Source organism: bacterium (assembly GCA_026416715.1).
Taxonomy (GTDB): Bacteria; UBP4; UBA4092; order JAOAEQ01; family JAOAEQ01; genus JAOAEQ01.
The window spans coordinates 44,562-63,733 of sequence record JAOAEQ010000015.1; the positions used below are offsets into that span (position 1 = coordinate 44,562).

General features: G+C 42.5%; 16 protein-coding genes and 2 tRNA genes. 16 read left to right on the forward strand and 2 right to left on the reverse strand.

Going from position 1 to position 19,172, the window contains the following annotated elements; translation table 11 throughout:
- Positions 1-2: 2 nt before the first annotated feature.
- From surE to N3A72_07925, 14 genes are all read left to right on the forward strand, one after another.
- Entirely contained in the window at positions 3-758 is a 756-nt protein-coding gene (gene surE, locus N3A72_07860; GenBank protein ID MCX7919511.1) for a 5'/3'-nucleotidase SurE, read from the forward strand.
- Positions 759-800: 42 nt separating this feature from the next.
- Positions 801-1,463 (forward strand): protein-L-isoaspartate(D-aspartate) O-methyltransferase, encoded by a 663-nt coding sequence (locus N3A72_07865; GenBank protein MCX7919512.1) that lies wholly within the window; start codon positions 801-803, stop codon positions 1,461-1,463.
- 20 nt (positions 1,464-1,483) lie between these two features.
- The gene (locus tag N3A72_07870) at positions 1,484-2,077 is read left to right on the forward strand and encodes a DedA family protein (GenBank protein ID MCX7919513.1); all 594 of its coding nucleotides are present in this window, start codon (positions 1,484-1,486) and stop codon (positions 2,075-2,077) included.
- A gap of 26 nt (positions 2,078-2,103) precedes the next feature.
- Positions 2,104-2,180, forward strand: a tRNA-Pro gene (locus N3A72_07875).
- A 166-nt stretch (positions 2,181-2,346) separates the two neighbouring features.
- Positions 2,347-2,622, forward strand: a complete 276-nt coding sequence (locus N3A72_07880; protein ID MCX7919514.1) for an acylphosphatase — start codon at positions 2,347-2,349, stop codon at positions 2,620-2,622.
- 20 nt (positions 2,623-2,642) lie between these two features.
- The gene (locus N3A72_07885) at positions 2,643-3,611 is read left to right on the forward strand and encodes a bifunctional riboflavin kinase/FAD synthetase (GenBank protein MCX7919515.1); all 969 of its coding nucleotides are present in this window, start codon (positions 2,643-2,645) and stop codon (positions 3,609-3,611) included.
- Positions 3,612-3,637: 26 nt separating this feature from the next.
- Entirely contained in the window at positions 3,638-4,753 is a 1,116-nt protein-coding gene (locus N3A72_07890) for a glycosyltransferase (GenBank protein ID MCX7919516.1), read from the forward strand.
- A gap of 228 nt (positions 4,754-4,981) precedes the next feature.
- On the forward strand, positions 4,982-6,466 hold the full coding sequence (locus N3A72_07895) for a 4Fe-4S binding protein (GenBank protein ID MCX7919517.1): 1,485 nt from the start codon (positions 4,982-4,984) through the stop codon (positions 6,464-6,466).
- A gap of 294 nt (positions 6,467-6,760) precedes the next feature.
- Positions 6,761-7,540 (forward strand): ABC transporter permease, encoded by a 780-nt coding sequence (locus N3A72_07900; GenBank protein MCX7919518.1) that lies wholly within the window; start codon positions 6,761-6,763, stop codon positions 7,538-7,540.
- A 93-nt stretch (positions 7,541-7,633) separates the two neighbouring features.
- Positions 7,634-8,953 (forward strand): ABC transporter ATP-binding protein, encoded by a 1,320-nt coding sequence (locus N3A72_07905; GenBank protein ID MCX7919519.1) that lies wholly within the window; start codon positions 7,634-7,636, stop codon positions 8,951-8,953.
- Positions 8,954-9,037: 84 nt separating this feature from the next.
- Positions 9,038-10,480: a class I SAM-dependent methyltransferase gene (locus N3A72_07910; GenBank protein ID MCX7919520.1), complete on the forward strand. Its 1,443-nt coding sequence runs from the start codon at positions 9,038-9,040 to the stop codon at positions 10,478-10,480.
- Positions 10,481-10,587: 107 nt separating this feature from the next.
- The gene (locus N3A72_07915; protein MCX7919521.1) at positions 10,588-11,664 is read left to right on the forward strand and encodes a glycosyltransferase family 4 protein; all 1,077 of its coding nucleotides are present in this window, start codon (positions 10,588-10,590) and stop codon (positions 11,662-11,664) included.
- Positions 11,665-11,749: 85 nt separating this feature from the next.
- Positions 11,750-14,293 carry a methyltransferase domain-containing protein gene (locus N3A72_07920; protein MCX7919522.1) on the forward strand — a complete coding sequence of 848 codons (2,544 nt, stop codon included), beginning with the start codon at positions 11,750-11,752 and terminating at the stop codon, positions 14,291-14,293.
- Between the two features lie 3 nt (positions 14,294-14,296).
- Positions 14,297-16,150 (forward strand): glycosyltransferase family 39 protein, encoded by a 1,854-nt coding sequence (locus N3A72_07925; protein MCX7919523.1) that lies wholly within the window; start codon positions 14,297-14,299, stop codon positions 16,148-16,150.
- 11 nt (positions 16,151-16,161) lie between these two features.
- Here N3A72_07925 and N3A72_07930 read toward each other — a convergent pair whose 3' ends face one another.
- Positions 16,162-16,731 carry a L,D-transpeptidase gene (locus tag N3A72_07930; GenBank protein MCX7919524.1) on the reverse strand — a complete coding sequence of 190 codons (570 nt, stop codon included), beginning with the start codon at positions 16,729-16,731 and terminating at the stop codon, positions 16,162-16,164.
- Positions 16,732-17,082: 351 nt separating this feature from the next.
- On the opposite strand from N3A72_07930, the gene N3A72_07935 reads away from it, so the two are divergent.
- Positions 17,083-17,805 carry an rRNA pseudouridine synthase gene (locus tag N3A72_07935; protein MCX7919525.1) on the forward strand — a complete coding sequence of 241 codons (723 nt, stop codon included), beginning with the start codon at positions 17,083-17,085 and terminating at the stop codon, positions 17,803-17,805.
- 128 nt (positions 17,806-17,933) lie between these two features.
- On the opposite strand, the gene N3A72_07940 is transcribed toward N3A72_07935, so the two are convergent.
- A tRNA-Val gene (locus tag N3A72_07940) sits at positions 17,934-18,009 on the reverse strand.
- Positions 18,010-18,036: 27 nt separating this feature from the next.
- On the opposite strand from N3A72_07940, the gene N3A72_07945 reads away from it, so the two are divergent.
- Positions 18,037-19,152: a histone deacetylase gene (locus tag N3A72_07945; GenBank protein MCX7919526.1), complete on the forward strand. Its 1,116-nt coding sequence runs from the start codon at positions 18,037-18,039 to the stop codon at positions 19,150-19,152.
- Positions 19,153-19,172 lie beyond the last annotated feature (20 nt).

Below are 19,172 nucleotides of genomic sequence, written 5' to 3' on the forward strand. Positions count from 1 at the left end.
TTATGAAACCAACCATACTCGTTACCAATGATGATGGAATACATTCGCCAGGATTACTTGCTTTAACCCGGGCACTCCGTAGTATCGGTGAAGTGTATATTATCGCTCCGGATCGGGAAAAAAGCGCTGCAGGACATTCGGTGACATTCCATCATCCACTTCGGGCAGAAAAATTGAATAAACGAACGATCCAGATTGATGGAACCCCGACTGATTGTGTTATGTATGGCGTGTTACATTTTTTGAAACGCAAACCTGACCTCGTCGCTTCTGGAATCAATCGCGGACCTAATCTCGGCGATGATATTACCTATTCCGGCACCGTTTCCGCAGCGATTGAAGGTATCCTTCACGGGATACCATCGTTTGCAATTTCCGTCGCAAGTTTCGTTAAACCGCAATATGCAGCGGCTGCACGATTCGCAAAATATATTGCTACCTTATTATTATCCAAAGAACTTCCCCCTGATACGTTACTCAATATCAATGTCCCGAACCTACCGTACACGAAAATCAAGGGGGTTGAAATAACCCGGCAAGGGAAACGAATCTATCGGGATTCCATTATCGAAAAGGTTGACCCTCGGGGACGGATGTATTATTGGATTGGCGGTGAAGAACCGACCTATAAAAACGAACCGGGAACGGATTTCTATGCGATCGCCCAGAATAAAATTTCAATTACGCCAGTCCATCTCGATTTAACCAATTATGCGGCGATAGCGATCCTGAAACAATGGGAGATTAAGTTAAAATGATTACCCATTGGAATATCAGATTATACCGATTATGGTAATCTTATGAATTTTGCACAACAACGACAGATAATGGTTCAAACCCAACTTATCCGTCGGGGGATAACCGATACTCGGGTGCTGGCAGCAATGGGAAAGGTTCCCCGAGAAAAATTTGTCCCGATTGAACTGCAAAAATCAGCGTATGAAGATTGTCCGTTATCTATCGGAGAAGGACAAACAATCTCGCAGCCATATATGGTAGCGATTATGACCCAATGTCTCGAATTACACGGAACAGAAAAAATCCTTGAAATTGGTACCGGTTCCGGATATCAGACGGCGATATTAGCCGAACTAGCGCAATCGGTTATCTCAATTGAACGGATTGCAACACTAGCGGATCAGGCGCGAGCTCGACTTGCAGAACTGGGATATACCAATATTACTGTGATTTGTGCGGATGGCACGCTAGGCTATCCAGCAGAACAACCGTATGCGGGTATCATAGTTACCGCTGGTGCGCCGAAAATACCGCAGACCTTGATTGACCAACTACAACCTGGTGGAAAACTGGTTATTCCCGTTGGCAACAGATTTTCACAAACGTTAACGGTAGTTGAAAAGAAAGTAAAAGGATATAAAACGCGAACGGTTTGCGGTTGTGTTTTTGTTCCGTTACTCGGGCAAGAAGGGTGGCATTTAGAAGCAGAGAACTTAGACGACTGATATGCTAAGGAGAATCGAACTTGCAGTGGATTAGACGATTATACGATTGGGTTCTACATTGGGCGGAAACACCGTATGCGAGTTGGGCATTATTCTGGCTAGCGTTTGCCGAATCTTCGTTTTTTCCTGTTCCGCCAGACGTTTTGCTGATAGCGTTATCGATTTCGATACCGAAAAAAGCGTTTCGCTACGCAGCAATCTGTTCAGTCGGGTCAGTCATCGGCGGGATATTCGGTTATTTTTTAGGATATGCTTTTTTCGACCTGCTCGGAAAACCGATTTTGAGCTGGTATGGATACGGGGCGCAGGAAAAATATCAGCTGATTCAACAGTTATATCAAAAATATGATTTCTGGGCAGTGAGTATTGCCGGATTTACTCCTATCCCCTATAAAGTATTTACGATAGCGGCAGGCGTATTCCAGATAAATTTTGGAATGTTCTGTTTCGCTTCACTCTTGAGTCGGTCAGCGCGATTTTTTCTCGTTGCAGCGTTACTCTGGAAATTCGGACCGCCAATTCGATATTTTATTGAAAAATATTTCAATCTCCTTACCATAATCTTTGTTCTACTTGTTATCTTAGGGTTTATTATACTAAAATATTATATCTAACATATGGCTATCTATTTCGGAATTATCGGGGCGTAGCGCAGCTGGCTAGCGCGCATGGTTCGGGACCATGAGGCCACCAGTTCAAATCTGGTCGCCCCGACCAGCTCATTGACTAATTGTTCACCAACATAACATAACGATATCATTACATCAGATGCAACAGTGTTGGGTGTATGTTCTACAAAGGAATACGCATGGTGGGTATGATATTTGTTATTGAATATTGTTTTAGAATGTAGAGTTTGGCATTTGCCGTTTTGTTAGGTACTATGCTCGAACAATTTAAAGCTATCATTCAAGGACGGGTGCAAGGAGTTGGATATCGATTTTACGCAGAACGAATCGCCAACCAGCTTGGCGTGAAAGGATATGTTAAAAACCTATGGAACGGCGAGGTTGAAGTCCTTGCGCAAGGAGATAAACCGACCTTAGAATTGTTTCTCACGAAACTTCGTGAAGGACCGCGATTGGCTAAAGTAACCGATATAAAAGTTGAATGGCAACCGATAACAGAAACATACTCTACATTCGATATTGATTACTAACGCATCTGAAAAACAACCCTGTGCTTATAGTATCGGAATTAAACAAATTACCGCAACGCTGCTCCCAGAAGAAAACCATTATCACCGTTGGAGTTTTTGATGGTATCCATCGGGGACATCAACAGATTCTCAAGAAGCTCGCTAGTCGAACCCGAAAATATGCAAACGCACAATCAGTCGTTCTAACCTTTCAAGAACATCCGTTGAAAATCTTATCGCCGTCAATCTGCCCGCCATTATTATTACTAAACGAAGAGAAAATAGCGTATCTCGCTAACTTTGGTCTCGATATTATCGTCAATCTGCATTTTACGAAACAGTTCGCTAACCTAACCGCAACCGAGTTTATTACCCGAGTCCTTTCCAAATCGTTTCAATTAACGGAAATCGTCGTTGGGCACGACCACGGATTCGGAAAACATGCACGGGGTGATGTTCGGTTATTAGAGCAACTCGGACGAACGCTCGGATTTCGGGTTATTGTCGTCCCACCGGTATGTTATCGCCACATTCCAATCAGTAGCACCCGCATTCGCGAATTGCTCCGTGCTGGAAAAGTTGATGATGCTGCAAAAATGCTAGGGCGACCGCATCATATTACAGCAACCGTAGTTCGAGGCGCGCAGCGCGGGAGAACGCTCGGGTTCCCGACCGCAAACCTGGTAACCGCAAACGAAGTTATTCCCGGAAACGGAGTCTATGCAGTTATTGCGGAATTTTCTGGGAAACAATACCAAGGAATAATGAATATCGGTTACCGGCCGACATTTGGTAAATCATCTAAACCGACTTTGGAAGCCTATCTTTTCAATTATCGAGGAAATCTATATCAGAAACATATAAAAGTCTATTTTATCGCTAGATTGCGTGATGAAAAGCGATTCCCGACTCCAGAAGCGCTGATTGCTCAAATCAACAAAGATATTTTACGAGCGAAAACAAGATTGCATAGGGTAAATAGAGTATACCGGCACATGATACCGATGTAACTTATCCTCTATAGAACCATTTCTATATGAAGGTAGTCCACGTGTATAAAGATTATTTTCCGCCGATTCGTGGCGGAATCGAGAACCATATCAATCTGCTCTGTCAGCAGCAGAAACAATATTTTCAAGTTGAAGTTCTGGTAGCAAACCGGAAATCTCGAACCGAACTAGAAACTATTGACGGGATTACCGTATATAAAATCGCGCAACTCGGTCGGATTCTCTCCGCACCGATTACCCCATCGTTCCATCGGTGGTTCAACCGTCTCGCTGCGGATATATACCATTTCCATCATCCGAATCCGACTGCTGAACTTGCGTATCTATCCGCTAAACCGAAAGGAAAACTGGTTCTCACTTGGCATAGTGATATCGTTCGGCAAGCGGTCTTCATGCCGGTTTACCGTCCATTTTTATACCGATTTCTCAATAAGGTTGACCGCATTCTCGTTACGTCACAAAACTATCTGGATAGTTCACCGATTTTACAGAATTATAAAACAAAATGTTCAATTGTTCCGTTAGGGATAGATTTAACCCAGTTCAAGTTAACGCCGAGAATTGAACGGAATATCGCTGAAATTAAACGGCAATATCCGAATCCGATAATCCTTTTCGTTGGGAAACTGCGGTATTATAAAGGAGTCCATATCTTAATCCACGCAATGCAACAGGTTCACCATGCACAGCTCCTCATCATCGGTTCGGGTCCGAAACAACTCGAATGGCAGGAACTAACCGCCCAACTCGGGTTGCAAGGGAAAGTAACCTTTCTCGGTGAAGTCGATGATTCTGAACTCGTCGCTTATCTTTACGCCTGCGAAATATTCTGCCTTCCATCGCATCTACGAAGTGAAGCGTTCGGTGCAGTCCAGCTGGAAGCGTTCGCTTGCGGTAAACCGGTGGTTAGCACCAATTTAGCGACTGGAGTCCCGTTTGTAAACCTGCATGAGAAAACCGGGCTGGTAGTTGAACCGAATTCGCCAGACGCGCTTGCTGACGCTATCAACCGTTTACTTACTAATCCAGATTGGGCGAAACAACTCGGGGAAGCTGGTCGTCGTCGAGTTGAACAGGAGTTCACGATTGAGAAAATCGCTGCCCAAATCAATGCTATCTACCAACAAATAATGCTAAAATAGTATGAGAGAATCTTTAACCGCAAAGAGACAAAGATAAATTCGCTAAGAATGCTCAGAATAAATTATTTTTGCGCGTTTTGCTAAACTGAGCGGTTTACCCCGATTGCTCGGGGTTAACTTTTTAATATGAGAGTAACAAGAATTATATTTCAAACCATCTTCTTTTTTCTCTTTTGGTTTCTGCTGATTATCACTGTATACCCGTTGACGTCAAAAATACCGGTGGATATGTTTTTGCGCGCTGACCCGTTAGCGGCGTTGGTAACCACTCTCGTTACCCATACGTTTACCACACTCTTTATTCCAGCAATGATAATTTTCGGATTAACCCTCATTTTCGGCCGCTGGTTCTGCGGGTGGATATGCCCGCTTGGAAGCCATATCGATTTCGTTGACCGGTTGAAATGGCGAAAGAGAATCCCTCGCGGAAAGAAGGATGAAGGAAAAAGGCAACGACCGGAAAATGTCACGATTAACCATGAGAGCGGCTGGCGGAAAGTGAAATTTTACGGATTCTTGATTTTTATTATTCTAGCGGTGCTCGGAGTTCAGATGATTTGGGTTCTCGACCCGCTGGTTCTGATTACCCGCTCAATGTCGCTCGCAGTATATCCCTATATAAATTTAATACTTCGTGGAACGTTCGATACCCTCTATAACATTCCTATAATTGCTAAAGTTTCTGAACCGGTCTATGGATTGTTGAAACAAGGAGTTCTAGCGTTCAACCAGCCGGTATATCTAAACCACCTGACGTTTGCACTTATCATCCTTTTGGTTCTCGGTGCTACGGGATTAACCCCGCGATTCTGGTGCCGATATGTATGCCCGCTTGGTGCGATGCTCGGCTGGTTGGGAAAATGGTCGCCGGTCAAACGGCGGGTGAATCAGGAAAAATGCATCGAATGTCTCGGCTGTGTTCGTCGATGCCGAACGAATGCGATTCGCGATCATGGCAGAAGTTATCTGCCATTAGAATGTGTCGGATGTATGGAGTGCGTTTCGGTCTGTCCAACTAGAGCAGTCCACTTTGGATTGAACTTTGCTATCCGAAATTCGAAATCCGAACTTGGAACTAAGACTGGGATTTCGCGTCGAGGTTTCATCTATGCTACTGCCGGTAGTATTATTGCTGTCCCTGCACTAAAACTTAATTCGGTACATTGGAATTCGATGCCGGTACCTATTCGTCCGCCGGGGATTAACCATGAAACGATATTTCTGGATAAATGCATCCGGTGCGGGGAATGTATGAAAGTCTGTCCGACAAACGGATTACAGCCGAGTTTACTCCAATCCGGTTGGCAAGGGGTTTGGTCACCGCAACTCGTCCCGCGTATTGGGTATTGCGAGTTCGGATGTACCTTATGCAGTCAGGTTTGTCCGAGTGGCGCAATTCAACGTATCCTGTTGGAAAAAAAACAGAAAACGGTTATCGGGACTGCGGTGATTGATAAGAATAAATGTATCCCCTGGACCCAACCGATGAACTGTATGGTCTGTGAAGAGATGTGTCCGATACCAGGAAAAGCAATTAAGGGAATTCTTGCAACGGTACACTATCAAGGTTACCCGCCAACGCAGGTACTCCAGCCGTATGTGATTAAAGAGAAATGTATCGGGTGCGGAATTTGCGAAAATAAATGCCCGGTGCAAAGTATCCCACCAGCAATTTATGTTGTCGGCACTCGAACGCAAACTGAAACTGTTTAGCCAGGAACAAGGTCAATCGTACTTCGTTTGAATCGAATATACCCCCAATATCCCTCAAGGTAAGACCTTGCTATCCAGAACTGACAAGGAGTAAGATGAGAATTGAACGGTTTAATTCCCATCCTACTCCCTATATACAAACGATACACTACCGCAACAAGGATGAACGAGAACGATATCGTTCATCTTTGCTCGATATATGTTATGGTACAGATTTAATACTATCTTGCACGAATTTGGTTATGAATGGTATACTTTTAAGTTCAAATTTATCTGGTAAACCTATTAACTTCAATGTTTATCGAACCGATACAAGCAGTCATTCGATATCGCCCGTTAATCCAGAGTTTGGTAATTCGTGAACTTAAATCCCGATATCGGGGAACCTTTCTCGGATTCCTCTGGTCGTTTATGAACCCGCTACTGTTAATGCTGGTATATTCGTTTGTTTTCTATGTCTATATGCGGGTAGAAATGCCGAATTATACCGCATTTCTGCTCTGCGGGTTACTCCCGTGGATATGGTTTTCGACGGCATTAACGGAAGCGACTTCATCAATTATCAATAACGCTGGGTTGATTCGGAAAGTATATCTAGCATCGGAGGTATTCCCGACTATCCATGTTCTTTCGAACCTGATTAATTATCTGTTAAGTTTGCCGATTCTCTTCATCTTCTTGTTCTTATACAAAATCAAGTTCACGCTAGCGCTCATCGCATTGCCGATATTAATCTTATTGCAACTGCTATTCACCTGGGGAGTAGCGCTATTCGTCTCCTCGTTAGGCACGAAATATCGCGATTTATTACATCTGGTTCCGAACCTGTTATTACTATGGTTTTTCGCGACGCCGATTATCTATCCGATATGGCAAATTCCGGATAAATTTAAAATTCTACTCGCTTGGAACCCGATGTTGCCGCTGATAACCGGATATCAGAATATTTTATATGCTGGAACATTTCCGGATTGGAAATCGTTATTTCTTTTCGCTGGGATAACGATGTTCGTTATTCTGTTCGGAACCTATACGTTTACGCTGCGAAAAGAACGGTTCGCCGAAGAAGTTTAATAACCCAACACTCTGCGATGCAAAATGCAACATTAGCAATTAGCAATTTTCATTTTAAACAGCTCATTGAATATTGAACAGTGATTGTTGCAAATGAACGAAGCTATCATCCTGGATAACATTTCAAAAAAGTTTAAAATTTCTACCGAACAGGGCAAGTATACGACGCTGAAAGATGAATTCCTGCGAATATTCTGGCGGAAAAAAGCACCGAATTACCATTGGTTCTGGGCGCTGGAAAATGTGAGTCTTTCCGTTCCGCAAGGGGCGACGGTCGGAATCATCGGAAAAAACGGTTCAGGAAAAAGCACCTTACTACGGATAATTGCGCATATTTTACAACCGGATACCGGTACAGTTAAAACGCGGGGGCGATTATCTGCGTTGATTGACCTTGGTGCAGGGTTCCATCCGGAGTTTTCCGGTCGTGAGAATGTCTATATTAACGGAATGATACTCGGTCTTTCGAAAAAGGAAATTGACCGTCAGTATCAATCGATTGTAGAATTTTCGGAGTTGCAGGAGTTTATCAATAATCCGGTGAAAACCTATTCTGCGGGAATGTATACCCGGTTAGGATTTGCGGTAGCGGTGAATGTTGATCCGGATATTTTGCTCATTGATGAAGTGTTTGCGGTCGGCGATGCCTCGTTTGTCCAGAAATGTTATGCGAAATTAGAAGAGTTTAAACGGCGTGGGAAAACCATTATTCTGGTAACCCATAGTCTCGAAGCGGTAGAACGATGGTGTGATGTTGCGGTCTGGTTCCATAACGGGAAATTGATGGAACAGGGAAGTCCGTTGCGGGTGATTCATGCGTATCGAGACCATTTAGCGAAATCAGATGAAACTCGGTTATTCGCGGAACAACAGATTCGCGCTGCAGAAGTCCAGACTCCCCCACATCCCCCTGAGTCCCAGCTACCAGCTGGTGTACCTCCAGCCACGGCACCGCAACGCTGGGGTGACCGACAAGTAGAAATCATATATGCGAAACTGATTGATTCCGAACAGAAGGAACGATATTTATTCGAGTCTGGAGAGTCCGTAACGATTGAGCTGGCATATAAAGTCCATACGCCGGTAGACCACCCAGTGTTCGGTATCGGAATATTTCGCGAAGATGGTATCCGCTGTTACGGAACCAACACACATATTGAGCAGTATCAGCTAGGAAAATTAACCAACGATGGTGTAATTCGCTGCAACCTCGATTCGTTGCCGTTGGTAGAAGGGAATTATTATCTCGATGTTGCGGTGCATTCGCCGGAAGAATATGCGTATGATTATATTGTCCATATTCTTTCGTTTGTGATTCGGAGCAAAATAAAAGATGTCGGGATATTTCGCCCGAAGCATCAATGGGAGTTCCCTGCGGAGTTACTGGAAACAGGAGAACGGAAAAACGGATGAACCTAAAACGGACACCGAATGAACCGCAATGCAATGTGATGATTTCGTTCAGCGGTTCTTTCGTTCTCTCCAGCGTTCAATACCATGAACCAGAAGCCACGACTCGAAATCGAGCCGATTATGGAACAAATTCGGCAGCAGATTAACCGGCAGGGAAAGAAACAGCCGGAATCTTTTGACTTCGTTCTAGATAAAGGAGTATCTGCTATGAATTTAGATGAATTAAAAGTTAAATTAAATGAATCCTGGAATGTTGGACAACGGCCGTTTACTTCACATCGACCGATAATCGGTCCGTTCATTGTCTGGTATAAAAAGATACTCTTTCAACTCATTAAACTCCCGTTATGCAATGTCCTTGAAGACCAGCGCAATTTTAATATGTATCTAGCGCAAACGATTAACCAAATTAATCTGCAGCATCTCCTTGCCCGAACGGATTTCCTGTTTACCGAACTGGATAAAAGAATCGAAACACTGGCGGCAAAATTCCAAGCTGCACAAAAAAACCAACAGGAGTTCAACGATATGACGTTAAGTATTCGCAATGCGCTCTGGGAAGAGCAAGCGAAACTCGCTGAGGTACACCAGCAAACCCAATCGCTCGAATCGAGCATCCAATACATCAATCAGTCGTTAAGCGAAATTCTCCATGCGTTAGACAAACTCAACCAGATAGATGAGTTGACGCTTACTATCCGCAATGCGCTCTGGGAAGAACAAGCGAAACTCGCTGCGGTACACCAGCACACTCAATCACTCGAATCAAACTTCCAACATATCAATCAATCGGTAAACGAGCTTATCGATTGGTATCATAAAGAAAAGGAAGGACTTGATGCGCATCAATATCATTTGTTCAATGAACGATTTCGCGATACGATTGAACATGTGAAAAAACGGCAACAGATTTATATCGATTATTTTCGGGATTGCAAAAATATCGTTGATTTAGGATGCGGACGAGGCGAATTTCTGGAATTGTTACAAGAAAACAATCTGCCGGCATTAGGCATTGATATTAATCCGGAACTAGTCGAACTAGCGAAACAGCGCGGGTTAAATGTAACATGTGCGGATTTATTAACGTTCCTAGCGCAAACACCGGATGCTACGTTTGACGGAATTTTTTCCGCACAGGTTATCGAACATTTCAAACTGCCGGATATTCGGCAGATAGTTGGGTTAATCTACCAGAAACTGCAACCGGACGGAATTGCGGTGGTTGAAACGCTGAATCCGCTTTCATTCTATAGTTATAGCCGGAATTATCTCCTCGATTTAACCCATCAACGGGCGTTACATCCGCAAGCGTTAAAATTTTTATTTGACTGCCACGGTTTTCGCGAAGTTGAGATAAAGTTTACTTCTGCGGTTCCGTTAGAAGAAATGCTGGAAGGAATTGAACTTCCTAAAGAGTTAACCCCAGAGGAGGAAACTGCTTGGCAGAAAATCAATTTAGCATTCAGTCGGCTCAACGAACTTTTCTACGGATGGCAAGAGTATGCGATTATCGCCAAAAAATAACCAATCAACAGGAAAACGAAAGAAGAACGAAACAACCATCGTTATCATGAATGCTTCTGTTCTAACGGTTTTTAGTTCTTTTGTTCTTTCGTTACTCAATTGCTACTATGGCTAAGAAAAAAATTTGTATTTGCAATGCGCAAATTCCGTTTCTCTGGGGTGGTGCGGAAATATTAGCAGATTCATTAGGTCGCGAATTAACGCGACGTGGCTTCGCCGTCGAACAGATTCGGATACCATTCAAATGGTATCCGAAAGAACAGCTGGTTAAAGATGCGTTTGTGTGGCGATTGATTGATATAACGGATTCTTGTTTAGAAAAAATAGATTTGGTTATCGGCACCAAATTCCCTTCCTATCTGGTGAAACATCCGAACAAAATTGTTTGGTTGGTGCATCAACATCGACCAGCGTACGACTTATACGGAACAAATACCAATCTGCATGATGCCCTGTTAGTCCAGACACATTTTCAGTATACGTTACCTGACCATCAGGCGCAGGAAATTGTAGTTAAACTGGATAATGCAGCATTTAAAGAATGCAAAGCGATCTATACGATATCCAAGCGGGTTGCCGATCGGCTAGAGAAATATAACGGAATTCGTGGCACGGTATTGTATCCGCCACCACGAGATTTACCGCTATCAAATAAAACGGAATATGCAGATTTCATTTTCACCTTAGGTAGATTAGAATCGTTGAAAAGATTCCATCTTTTGATTGAAGCATTCCGGTATGTAAAAAGTAACGCTAAATGTATTATTGCCGGGTCAGGTTTCTTAACAAAAGAATTCAACCAGAAAATCGCTCAATATAAAATTGGCGATCGAGTTAAATTAGTCGGATTTGTTGACGATGCAACGGTAAGTAACCTTTATGCGACGTGTTTCGCTACCTTCTATGCACCAATCGACGAAGATTATGGCTATGTTACGGTGGAATCGTTCCGGGCTAAAAAACCCGTGATAACTACAAACGACGCTGGCGGTACTCTAGAATTTGTGGAACATGAGGTAACTGGTTTAGTTGCAGAACCGACACCGGAAGATATCGCGAGACAAATCGATGCGTTATATGAACATAAACAGAAATGCCGTGAATTAGGACACGCTGGATTTCAGAAAGTTCAATCTATCAACTGGGATACCGTTATCCCTGAACTAACGAAAACAATAACATAAACCTAGAAACGAAAGAACGAAAGAACGGAAGAACGCAATACTAAATGGTACGGTGTTCAGTTCTTCCGTGGTTTAGATACGCAGCATGCGAATCGCTTATTTCAGTCCAATATCTCCGATAAAATCTGGCATCTCGAAATATAGCGAAGATATACTCCCGTATCTTGCGAAACATGCGGAAGTAGACTTGTTTATTGATGCTTATCAGCCAACAAATCCGGCGATAACCGCTGCATTTACCATTCATCCCTATATCCGGTACTATGAACTTGCGTCTCGATACGATATGGCACTATACCATCTCGGCAATAATGCGTATCATCAGTATCTCTATCCCTTCACGCTAACCCATCCGGGGATAATTGTCTTACATGATTTCATTCTGTTTCATCTTCTTGCGGGAATAACCTATGTTAACTACAATTTTCCTGAGTTTATCATTGATATGGAAACCAACCACGGATTGCAAGGACGTTATGCAGCAGAACGATTTATTGCTGGTACGTTCAGTGAAATAGATAAATTCCAGTTCCCGATGAATAAAACGATTATCGAATCGAGTTATGGCGTTGTCGTGCATAGTGAGTATTATCAACAATATATTCAAGAACATTATCCGCATAAACCGGTAGTAACGATTCCGATGAGTACCGGGGAAAAATTTGATATTCTCGACCAGGACACTAAAACGAAATTACGTAAACAATATGGATTTACCTCGGATGAAATTCTCATAGCTTCATTTGGGTTCATCAGTCCGATTAAACATATTGATATCGCATTACGTGCGATAGCGCGATTAACCAACGAGTTTCCCAATATCCGTTATATTCTCGTTGGGGAAAGTAATAAAACCTATGATATCTATCGCGAGATTAAAGAATTATCGCTTGAACCGTATGTTCGGGTAACAGAATTTGTTGACGACCAAACCTATTATGATTACCTGAATATTGCGGATATCAGTATCAATTTGCGATATCCGAGTGCGGGAGAAACGTCATTAACGTTACATCAGAGTTTTGCGGCAGGGATTCCGACACTGGTTTCGAATTATCGGCAGTATGCAGAATATCCGGACAACTGTTGTCTTAAAGTAGATTTAGCCCCGAATGAAGAAGAACATCTGGTGCAATTATTACGGCAGCTTATCACCGATGAAACGTTACGGCATGAAATCGGGAGCAATGCACGGAAGTATGTTTTGGAAAACTGTACTTTAGAAATCGTCGCAAAAGAATATATTGATTTTATCGAAGAGATTATCCATCATCAACCACGGAAATCAGGAAAAACGAACCGAGAGATGCTCCCGCTTGTATTAGAAAACATTCAACAAGAAATCGATACCCTTGATCTAACTCCGATGGAGAATTCGATTCTCCACGAAGCATCAATTTTGATACCTTATCGTTATGAAAAAGAAATAAAAGGTGGTGTCACAGAATTATTAACTATGAAAAACAAGAAAAAAAATTGGGATATTGCCGCAGAAGAAGTAGCAAAAAAATACGACCCGGAATTATCGATTCGGATTCCGCTAGTTTGGAAATGGCCACCGAACATGAGCGGGCGGTATATCTATGATTTCAGCGTGGTTGCGCTCAGTTTGGAGTTGCCAGTGAATAGTCTTATTCTAGATGTTGCCGCAGGTTCCTGTTGGGTTTCAGAATGGCTCCATCAACTCGGATATCGAACCGTAGCATTTGATATTTCACCGACGCAACTGAAATATGGAAAACGACGGTTTGAATCTAACCCGAGGTTATATAAAGAATTCTGGTATGGGTTCGTTTGTGCCGATGGAGAACAACTCCCCTTTGCTGATAGTACTTTTGACGGAGTGGTTTGTCTCAATTCGTTACATCACATGCCGAATTTCCAGAAGGTATTAAATGAATTATCGCGTATCCTCAAACCCGAGGGGAAAGCGGTATTTTCAGAACCGGGCGCTATGCATGGCGATTCAGAGTTATCGAAACGGGAAATGCAAGAGTTCGGTACGCTTGAAAAAAGCGTTGATATCGATGAGATATATCAATTAGCGATACAAGCTGGATTTAAAAAGATGACAATTAAACCAGTAGTATATCCTGATGTGATGGGATATTCATATCAAGAATGGCAATATGTAGAACAGTTACATCCGGACGCTATAAAACAATTTACAACCTGTTATGCGGTTCATGTTAGAAACACGCATCCGATATTTATTTTGCATAAAAGCGAATCGGTAGTTTATGATAGTCGTCGTCCAAGGATACTGAAAGCGGAAATAAAAGAAGTTAACGTTCCGCAGCGGATTAAACGCAACGAACCAATTACCATCACCGCTCGAATTAAAAATATCGGGGATACGATCTGGCTCCATCAGGAATCACCGTTCGGTGGATACGTTCGGTTTGGCGTTAAATTAGTTTCACTCACCGGACAATTGCTGCAAGCAGTGAAACAGCAATCGCTAGAAAAAGATATTCATCCGGGAGAAGAGTTCAAGATTACCGTTGAAACTGCTATTGATTTTGAACCTGGCAAGTATGCATTAAAATTCGATATGGTTGATGAACAGTTATGTTGGTTCGCAGATTGCGGGTCGAAAGAATATTTCCAGAGTATCGAAATTATATAGCCAATGTACAACTCGGCCAAGCTACCAACCTATTGTCTCTTTTCCATTTTCGTTATCATAACCATATTTGCGGTTATCTATGGTGAACGTATCGGAAGCTACGATGGCGTCGAATATTACGTTTATCTCCGTTCATTTGTCTTTGACCGGGATGTTGATTTTGAGAACGACTATGCGCTGCTCGGCAATCCTCCGCCGGCAACTGCGTTCCCGTTAACTGTTACTGGTAGGAAACAAAACCATATGTCAGTCGGTCCCGCAATACTCTGGTCACCGTTCTTCCTGCTCGCTCATGCAATCGTGCTATTGCTAAACCTATTCGGCGCAAAAATACCTGCGAATGGTATCAGTGGCATGTATACAAATTTCGTTCTCTTGGGAAGTGTTCTGTATAGTTTTGCTGCATTCTATTTAATTTACCTATTCTGTCAGAAATATTATGCCAAGTGGATAGCATTCATTTCGGTTATTTCCATCTGGCTAGGTTCGTTTATGATTTATTATACAATCTTCGAACCATTCTACTCACATACCACGTCGTTATTTGCGATAACTATCTTTATCTATTACTGGAACGCTACACGAAACAAATCGCGCACGATTGCCCAATGGTGTATGCTTGGTGTATTCTCCGGAATTATGATATTAGTCCGCTGGCAGAATGGGATTTTTATGCTTATCCCGGCGCTTGAATCCATCTTAGAATATTATCAATCGCTGAAACGGAAAAACCAGACAGCGTTTTTGCATTTATTAAAAGGAAATCTCGCTTTTCTGCTTATCGTTGCCGTATTATCCTTACCGCAACTTATCGTCTGGAAAATTTTATACGGCAATTATTTCGTTGTTCCACAAGGGAAATTTTTCGTACAATGGGATAAACCGAATATTCCGGAAATCTTTTTTGCATCGCGGAACGGTCTGTTTTCCTGGTCACCGATAACCTTATTCGCTACGTTCGGGTTCTTCTTATTCTACAAACGGGATAAAACCCTGATGTGTTATTTACTACTCGGATATCTAGCGATGAGTTATGTGAATAGTGCGGTAGGACAATGGTGGGGTGGTGGCGGATACGGTGCACGACGGTTCGATAGTATCATACCGATATTTGCGCTCGGATTAGCTGCAGGGCTAGAAACTACCGGAAAATGGTTCAACCGCAAATTCTGGATAGTTTCTGGCATACTCCTCGCTGGTTTAATGTATTGGAACCTATGGTTTATGCGGGAATTTCGGCTCTGCAGGATTCCCCATGGCGAATCAGTTCGGTTAACCGAAATTTTCGCTCGGAAAGTATGGAAACCGATACAATATTTCGGGTATCCATTTTCATTTCCTGCAAATTACATTTTCAGTATCAAATACGATGTTCCGCCAAGTTATTATGATATTGTTGTTGGGAAATATCTCGATTTTCTTGATGGTTCCCTCAACGGTACGATTGAATTCTATTCGATTGATAAAGAATTTCTGAAATCCGGTTGGGCTGACCCACAATATTATTACGATATTCCAGTTCGCTGGTCGATTGGATCGGAATCGAGTCTATTCGTTTATCTCTATGAGCCCAAAACCTATCTGGTTAAAATCCACGTTATCCCATTTTATTATCCTGATTCACCTGAGCAATCAGTTCAGGTTATTGTAAACAAGAAATCCGTTACCACCTTGAAATTAGCGAATCAATGGCAAGAATATGTTTTTGATATACCACGGGAAGTATGGCGTCGGGGAGTCAATGTTATCCAATTCAAATACGGTTATACTGCGGTTCCGAAACAGGTCTTACAAGATAGTGCGGATGACCGACCACTAGCGGTATGCTGGCATTATATGTTCTTCTTGCCGAAATGAAACGCGCACGATTATTGGATTAACACAGCGGTCGCTAATAAGATTGGCCGAATCTCGGAATCAGCTACATACTGTGGTTCTCGTCCGCTTGTGTCTATGGGTTCTGGTTTATCAATAATTTCGACCGAAGTCCCGATACTAACCAATGGAAACAACTCTTCTACATCTTTATTTCTCATCCGAATACATCCTTTCGACACCATTTTCCCAATCGAACTCGGCTGATTCGTTCCATGGATTCCATATCCTTTTACACTTAATCCGAGCCAGCGGGTACCAACCGGATTTGAAGCGACTTTCGGCGGAATAGGATCTTTTCCCAGCGGATACCAGCTAGGATTAACGACTTTATTAACGATACGAAAATTCCCGAGCGGCGTCGGGGTATCCGTTTTCCCAACGGCAATACGATAGGTCTTCGCTATACTATCGTTGATATAGAGACATAACGTATTGGTTGACCGGATAATGATGATTTTGGTGGTATCCGCATTTTCTTCTTCCGGTTCAGCTAAACTAAGGATATATGCAAAGAAAACGAATATTCCAATTAAAGTTAGTTGGGAATGTTTCGGTTTCATTAAATATCACCTTCTCACTAATTAAGTATAGAGCAACCAATATGCCAATTCAAATTAATCCACAGGCTACATACTAAAATCACCATTTCGTCCCGTTGGAAAAGCTGAGTTCGTTGAGATTCGAACAACCTTATAATTAAACCATCTGTTTAAGTTAGGTTCGGTATAGCGGGATCAGGTTTTTCTGCAGTTTTATCTTGCTCAACGGTTAGGTAAGGTTATATTTTTCGTGTCAAAATTGACACGAATATGGTTGACAATTGATATACCCTATGGTAGATTTATTCAAATAAATAATTATTATTGTTCGAGATAAACGATGTTGTAAAAACACGAAAAGCTAAAACAACTATGGTAGAACGATTACAGAAATATATCGCCCGTTGCGGGGTATGTTCTCGCCGAAAAGCGGAAGAATTAATCGCTACCGGTCGAGTCCGAGTTGATGGACAACTTATCACTCAGTTGGGATATTGTATTGAACCAAACCAAGCAGAAGTGAGGATAGATAATCAAGTTATCCGCCCGCCAGATACTAAAGTTTATTTAATCTTAAATAAACCGAAAGGATATATCACTACGGTTACTGACCCACATAGCAGAAAAACCGTATATCACTTACTCCCGAAATTGAAAGAGCGGATTTTCCCTGTCGGGCGGCTTGATACGGATACAGAAGGATTACTCCTATTTACGAACGACGGAGAACTAGCGAACCGACTTCTCCATCCGCGCTATGGTGTTACAAAGAAATATCTGGTTACGATTCACGGTGAGTTGGATTGGCAAACCGCTCGCGCTATAGAACGAGGAATTAGATTAAAAGATGGCAAAACCGCACCTGCAAAAGTTCGAGTTATGCGCCGATCGCGAACAATGACCCTATTAGAACTCGAAATTTCGGAAGGGAAAAAACGGCAGATTCGACGCATGTTTTTCGCGGTTGGACATCCGGTATTGAAACTTATTCGGATTCAGTTCGGTCCCTTGTCTCTAGGCACCTTAAAACCAGGACAATACCGATTTCTCAATAAAACTGAAATTAATAATCTGACGAATTCTTTCCGGCATTAGTAACATTGCAATTTCCCTAATCTAATCGGCAGGCGTTGTTTATGACCATTGTTTATTGCAAATTCTGGAGTCTGGAGTTTGGTGCGATATCCGAAATTCGGATTCTGAACAAGGGCGGTATGGTGGTATGGTGGGCGATACCGGGCTCGAACCGATGACCCCCGCTATGTGAAAGCGGTGCTCTACCAACTGAGCTAATCGCCCACAACCCTGAAACCCAGGGAATGTCAAATGGCAAAACTCAAAATCCAACGTTTGTGGACACAGTCAATTCTCTTGGCAGGATTGATTTTATTGTTTGGATTTTGGTATTTCTTATTATCCTATAAGATTATATGTTATAATAATGAAAATATCAAGATTAACGGTAGAAAGAATCGAGAATTGAGAGTCGAGGAAGCAGGAACAAAAGGATTCTTCACCCCTCAAATCTCGCCGCTCAAATCTGACATTATGGTAACATTCATCTATTCAAACAACTATTATTGCGATATCGGCGAACATGTTTTCCCGATGGAAAAATATCGTATGATTTACGAAACGTTGATGAACAAGAAGCTGGTTCCGCCACATGCGGTCTTAGAACCCCAACCAGCGACCTATGACCAACTCCAACTGGTTCATACCGAACCATATTTAAACGATTTACTTAACTTGCGCTGGACATATCGCACGATGTATTCCGAACTACCGTTAACTAAACAGATTGTCGATGCATATTTCCTCGCAGCTGGCGGGACGATTCTCGCTGCTCGAAAAGCGATTGAAACCAACGGTATTGGAGTTAATATCGGCGGTGGATTCCATCATGCGTTTGCAGACCATGCGGAAGGATTCTGTTATATCAACGATATTGCGGTCGCGATTCGCGTGATGCAATATGAGAACAAAATTAAAACAGCGTTCGTTATCGATTGTGACCTCCATCAGGGCAACGGTACCGCACATATTTTCCTACACGACGATACCGTATTCACCTTTTCAATTCATCAGGAGAACAATTATCCGATCAAACAGAAAAGCGATTTAGATATCGGATTAGACGATTTTGCGAATGATTCGGTATATCTAGCGGCAATGCAAACGGTTATCCCAAAACAGATTGATGCGTTTAACCCTGACCTGATTGTGTATGTAGCTGGCGCTGACCCTTATGAACATGACCAGCTCGGAAAATTGAAACTTACCATGGATGGACTGCGACATCGGGATGACTTAGTAACGGATTATTGCCGAAAGAAAAAAATACCACTGGTAATTGTTCTCGCTGGTGGATATGCGGTTTCAGTTAAGGATACGGTTCGTATCCACGTTAACACCTGCAAATCTGCGCTCGGGATAAAATAGTTCCCAAATTGAATTACGGG